Here is a 5,361-nt window from a genome sequence, read left to right as displayed (position 1 = left end):
CTAACGGCTTGTTCAGAAGCGCTTCGTTTTGGTTCATTTTTTTACTGTCTTTTTATTTCATATTTTACCATGCCTTACAGCGGGAAGGGAGTAGACAATCACCTCACCATTACATAAAGCAATAATTCGATTGACAAAATCCTTTAGCTCTGGACAGGCTTGAATCGCAACCATCAGATCTTGATTTTTGAGAATAGCTTTACCATCAATGATCTTGCTGTAGTCCCTTTTGCAATCGCCTAGTTTAAAAATCTCCTTAATCCAATAAGAAGGCGGTTTATTGTGATTTACCTTCTCTGGTGCGCCACTGGGAGCAGAACGGTTATGTTTAGCGATCTTTTGGATTGTCACCCAATAGGGAAGTAGCCATGCCTCAAAATCATGACAAGCAGTATGTGGATAGAACTTCGGATTATTGCCAACCCATGTAGTCATTTTTGCTTTAGCATCCGCCGCATCTACAAAATCTCTTGTCCCCGTGTATACATCCGTTAGAGCAATCACAGCATCATAGGCATCCTTTCCACTCAATAAGTTTTCCACAAGCCGCTTTAACTTATCTTCCTTTGGAATTCTCCCATCCTGCGGGATAAATTTTAATCTCGGCATATTTTGCGCTAAATACTTTTGCAAAAACTCACGGAGCTTCTCTCTAAAAGCTGATTCAGTAGCACCCTCAACTAAAATTGCAATTTTCATGGACGACCACCCATAACATTCATTGCCCAAAGTTGATCGAGACTATAATCCTCTAGCCATTTCTCAAGATCGAGCGTATCAGCCCATGTCATTTTTGCCTCGCCATCTTCAAGATCACAAATCAGAACTTCATGGGGTGCAAGAAATCGGATAAGTCGATCTGAGTGAGTCGCTACAATTAACTGCGTATGCTTGGAAGCCTCTCTCATCAAGTAAACCAAATGTCTTAAAAGTTCGGGATGTAAACTAACTTCAGGTTCATCTAAGAGCGTAATTGTTGACAAATTTTGGCTTTGCAACAGTGCTACTAACCAAAGGAATCGCAGCGCTCCCTCTGATAGCTCATGTACATATATAGGCTGTGAAAAATTTCTATCCTTCCAAGTCATAGAAATAGTTCCCGCAGCAACTGGAGGAAAATTTAAACGTTCAAAATCTGGAAATGCAGCAGAAATGATGCTCTCAACCATTTCAAAGCGATCGCGATCGCTTTCACGCAAATCATAAAGACAAGAAACTAAATCCTCACCTTTTACCCCTGGTAATTTCGCTGGTCGCATTGCTTGAGGTAGACGGATTGGGCTTGTCCCTGAGACATCAAGCGCTCCATAATAAGTACAAGAAGCAAGACTTTTTCTCAGGTTCTCAGGTTCTTGATACATTTTAGGAACTTGAGAAAGAGAAGTCTCCAGATAATTATGTTCCCAATTTGGTTTTAAGAATCCACTACCTTTCTGAAAATATGTGATATCTAAACCATGCGAATCAATATATTTAGGAGAAATTAAGTTTGCTGTCATTGGCACAAGGTTACTTAGTATTTCTATTTCTTGCTTTCTCTTTTGTTCTAAAACTTCTTCACTAATCTCATAAGATAGACCTTTAGGAGATATCTCTAAACTATATTGCAAAGCGTCTTTGTCATTTGCTTTCATCGAAAGTGATATTTCTAGTTCTTGCGATCGCCCTCTAGTTAAAATTTCATTCAACCCGCCTTTGCTTTGTAATGATTCATGCAACTTTCCACTCGCTGAAGCAGCTAACATTGACATTGCATCTAAAAAGGATGTCTTTCCTGAGCCATTTGCACCAATCATCACGACAAGATCTCGCATTTCTAGATCGACCTGTTGCAAGCGGCGAAACCCTTTAATAGATATTCTTTCAAATTTACTCATAATCAATCAGTCAGCCACATTTTTTGTGTACGATGCCTTTAAGTATATCGTTTTCAGATTAGCTTAAAAATTCGACATATCAGAAAACATAAACTGACTGAGGATAAATTTGTGATTTTTCCATTAATTGAGCCAGTGAAATATTCTGCAACTTATGACTTTCCTCTGCTTTGACGACATATCTCTAATCGATAAAGAACTGTATCCACTAAATTAAATCCTTCCCAAAAAAATAGGCTCGGCAAATGTCCTCGTGGAGCAGCGATCGCAAAGGTAAGATTTTCATATTTGCGCCAAATTTTTGGTGATAATCTTAGATTTAGCCAACGAGGTTTGCGCCATCCAACACGATCGCTAAATTTCTCATAGATATTCGCAAATTCCCAATAAGTATTTTCTTCATAGATCAGTCTGCCTCCAAGACTCTTCCAAATTTGTTTTTGAACATTCCAGCCAAAGTGGTTATTACTATATTCCATCCATGCTTGATCGATCGCCATCCAAACATCACAAGCAATATTCTCGATATCATCGGCATTCAGTTCGGCGATTTTATGTTTATCCGCAAGTTCTAAAATGATTTTACTCGTTAGGCGATCGCTTTCTTGCCATTGACCTAAACTGAGTAATTCTTGAAGTTGCCGTATTTGTGAATATGCCTGTGAATAGTTTTGAATATTGGAACTGGATTGAGTAGAGATGCCACTAGAAGACAGATTCACTAAAGATTGTAGATCGTGCAGTACTTCATTCGCGGAGTGATAACGATTAGAAATCGCTCTTTCTAATAGGCGATCGAGGATATTTGCTAAATGACTGGAAATAGAAGTTTGGAGGTTTTCTCGCCAAATCCAGCGATCGCTAACATCGTCATACAGATCAAAAGGCGAAATCCCCGTTAATAAATGAATGCAAGTCACCCCTAAACTATAGAGATCGCTTTGAGTTACTGCTTTTCCTCTCGCTTGTTCAGGAGCCACATATTCCGCACTACCGATTAATGTGCCTGTGCGATTGGCTGTATCACTTGTAATAGCCTTAGCCGCACCAAAATCGACTAATACTAAATTGCTTTGAGGAGAATTGGTGCTTGGTAATTGGGAATTAGATTTTTTCCTTTTTCCTTTTTCCTTTTTCCTTACAATATTGTCTGGCTTAATATCGCGATGGATAACTTGGCGATCATGGATGAATTGGAGAACGGGCAGAATATCTTCTAGTAGTTGACAAATCTTGGCTTCGCTAAAGATGCCTTGACTCTGCAACTCGTTATAGAGATTTTCGCCTTCGATGAGTTCTTGCACTAAATATAAACATCCATCTTCTTCAAAATATGCCATCAATTCAGGAATCTGGGGATGCGAACCGAGTACTTGAAGTTGAGCGGCTTCACTTTCAAAGAGAGAGATCGCCTTGTTCATTAAATTAGGATCTCGAAACTGTGGCGAAAATTGTTTGATCGCGCAAGGCTGACCAAAGCGCCCTAAATCCCTCGCCTCGAAAGTGCGTCCCATTCCTCCCTGTCCAATTAAGGCGATCGCCTCATATAGCCCTTTAAGCTGCAAATTTTTGCCGCAATTCATACAAAATCTCCCGCCTTCGGGATTGTTCGGCTTCTGGCAACTAGGGTTGAGGCAGTAAGGCATATTTCTGATGATAGATTTACATTTGTTTACATAAAATGTAAAGTTTAGTTAATTAATATTAAACTTCTCTAGGAAAGTAATTAATCATGGTAGTCACACCAATCAAGAACCCACCAAACGATAACGATACTTCCAAGTCCGTCAGCAAGACAATTGGTCTTAATGTAAATCCTACAGGGGCAGGCGTATTTGGTTTCAGTAACTTTGCGGAAACTTGGAATGGTCGGATGGCAATGATTGGCTTAGTTGCAGGTTTCGCCAATGAAGTCTTGACTGGCAAAGGAATTCTTGCTCAAGTTGGGATTACAGGCGGCATCAGTGTTTTGTTTACTCTCTTCTTCACAGGTTTTACTGTTGCCACGTTGCTTGGTTACTACGCAGTTAAGGCGACTAAAGACTCAGAATAACGATAGATATTTGCGATGCAGCGCGAAGCGCCATAGCACAAAAAAAGTTGGGACGCAAAGCGTCCCAACTTTTTTTGTGCTAATTGCTAAATTATCGGTATAATTTTGAAAACGATTATCATTTTTTTGAGCATCAGCATCTATGCTTGAAGTGCAAAACCTGTCGGTAAACTATCGCGAAGTCACTGCCCTATCGAACATTTCCTTTAGTATCCAATCTGGATCATTGGTGGGACTCATTGGAGCCAATGGCGCGGGCAAAAGCACTTTGCTCAAAGCGATGCTTGATCTGATTCCTACTCAAAAAGGTCAAGTTTTTTATCACGAAAGACCACTCAAGCAACAACGTCAAAAAGTTGCCTACCTCCCCCAGCGATCGCAGATTGATTGGGACTATCCTGTGACCGTGTGGAATGTAGTGATGATGGCTCGCACTTTACAGAGTGGTTGGTTTGGGAAAATCAGCCGTCAATCGAAGGAAATTGTGCGTGAGGTGCTAAAGCGCGTAGAACTTGATGATTTGAGCGATCGCCCGATTAAACAGCTTTCAGGTGGACAGCAACAGCGAGTATTTTTAGCGCGAGCTTTGGCGCAACAGGCGGATATTTTATTGCTGGATGAGCCAATGACCGCAGTAGATAAAAAGACTGAGGTGTTAATGTGGAATATCTATAATGAGCTAAAGCAAGAAGGGAAAACCTTGCTAATTAGTTGTCATGAATGGGGGAATACCCTCGATCGCTATGATCAGTTACTCCTACTTAATCGCCATCTAGTCGCCAGTGGTACACCGAGACAAGTATTAACCACTGAAAATCTTCAAAGAGCCTATGGTGTATCGGTTGAGCAGATTGATCAGCGAGATCGCGCGGAAGAAGAACTATTATTTTGCTAAAATCCCCAAAAAACATTCACGCTTTACACCCACACAATCTTGTCGAGGTTTTCGTTATAAAATAGACAAATCGACTCGCTTTAGACAATTTCATGCTTCAAATTACCAAACATAAATCTATTGCGATCGACGAAATTAGTATTACCGCCATCCGATCGCAGGGTGCTGGTGGGCAAAACGTCAATAAAGTCTCCACTGCCATTCATCTGCGTTTCGATATCAATGCATCATCCTTATCTCCTATTTATAAAGAACGGCTTCTAAATTTAAGTGATCGGCGCATCACCAAAGATGGCATTATCATCATCAAGGCGCAACAACATCGGACTCAAGAACAAAATAAAGATGAGGCTCTCAAGCGCCTCCAGTTATTAATCCAAAGTGTGACAATCACGCCAACAAAACGCAAACCCACTAAGCCCTCACGCAGCGCTCAAACCCGACGTGTTGACGATAAAACCAAGCGTGGTGCAATCAAGGCTTTAAGGGGAAATATTACCGAGTAAATGGATAAAGTTAATTGTCTAAATCACTTG

General features: G+C 40.6%; 6 protein-coding genes. 3 read left to right on the top strand and 3 right to left on the bottom strand.

Features of this window, described 5'->3' with window-relative positions; translation table 11 throughout:
- Positions 1–57: 57 nt before the first annotated feature.
- The 3 genes from B9G53_RS22405 to B9G53_RS22395 form a co-directional block, all read right to left on the bottom strand.
- On the bottom strand, positions 58–699 hold the full coding sequence (locus tag B9G53_RS22405; RefSeq protein WP_094535672.1) for a DUF4276 family protein: 642 nt from the start codon (positions 697–699) through the stop codon (positions 58–60).
- Positions 696–1,877, bottom strand: coding sequence for an AAA family ATPase (locus tag B9G53_RS22400; protein ID WP_094535671.1), 1,182 nt, complete (start codon positions 1,875–1,877; stop codon positions 696–698). Before B9G53_RS22400 ends, B9G53_RS22405 begins: the two co-directional genes overlap by 4 nt.
- Before the next feature lie 152 nt (positions 1,878–2,029).
- On the bottom strand, positions 2,030–3,523 hold the full coding sequence (locus tag B9G53_RS22395) for a serine/threonine-protein kinase (protein ID WP_094535670.1): 1,494 nt from the start codon (positions 3,521–3,523) through the stop codon (positions 2,030–2,032).
- 86 nt (positions 3,524–3,609) lie between these two features.
- Between B9G53_RS22395 and B9G53_RS29180 the strand changes: the two genes are divergently transcribed.
- From B9G53_RS29180 to arfB, 3 genes are all read left to right on the top strand, one after another.
- On the top strand, positions 3,610–3,930 hold the full coding sequence (locus tag B9G53_RS29180; protein WP_369683014.1) for a chlorophyll A-B binding protein: 321 nt from the start codon (positions 3,610–3,612) through the stop codon (positions 3,928–3,930).
- Between the two features lie 142 nt (positions 3,931–4,072).
- Complete coding sequence (locus B9G53_RS22385) at positions 4,073–4,825, top strand: metal ABC transporter ATP-binding protein (RefSeq protein ID WP_094535669.1); 753 nt, start codon at positions 4,073–4,075, stop codon at positions 4,823–4,825.
- 92 nt (positions 4,826–4,917) lie between these two features.
- On the top strand, positions 4,918–5,331 hold the full coding sequence (arfB, locus tag B9G53_RS22380; RefSeq protein WP_094535668.1) for an alternative ribosome rescue aminoacyl-tRNA hydrolase ArfB: 414 nt from the start codon (positions 4,918–4,920) through the stop codon (positions 5,329–5,331).
- The last annotated feature ends 30 nt before the right edge of the window (positions 5,332–5,361 follow it).

The organism is Pseudanabaena sp. SR411 (assembly GCF_002251945.1).
In the GTDB taxonomy this organism is placed as follows: domain Bacteria; phylum Cyanobacteriota; class Cyanobacteriia; order Pseudanabaenales; family Pseudanabaenaceae; genus Pseudanabaena.
The sequence above is the reverse complement of the archived record's forward strand: the minus strand, read 5'-3'. Positions and strand labels throughout refer to the sequence as shown.

Excerpts from the sequence above, each read along its gene's own strand:
- B9G53_RS22405 (WP_094535672.1), bottom strand. The coding sequence starts at position 699 with ATGAAAATTGCAATTTTAGTTGAGGGTGCTACTGAATCAGCTTTTAGA.
- B9G53_RS22400 (WP_094535671.1), bottom strand. The coding sequence starts at position 1,877 with ATGAGTAAATTTGAAAGAATATCTATTAAAGGGTTTCGCCGCTTGCAA.
- B9G53_RS22395 (WP_094535670.1), bottom strand. The coding sequence starts at position 3,523 with ATGCCTTACTGCCTCAACCCTAGTTGCCAGAAGCCGAACAATCCCGAA.
- B9G53_RS29180 (WP_369683014.1), top strand. The coding sequence starts at position 3,610 with ATGGTAGTCACACCAATCAAGAACCCACCAAACGATAACGATACTTCC.
- B9G53_RS22385 (WP_094535669.1), top strand. The coding sequence starts at position 4,073 with ATGCTTGAAGTGCAAAACCTGTCGGTAAACTATCGCGAAGTCACTGCC.
- arfB (WP_094535668.1), top strand. The coding sequence starts at position 4,918 with ATGCTTCAAATTACCAAACATAAATCTATTGCGATCGACGAAATTAGT.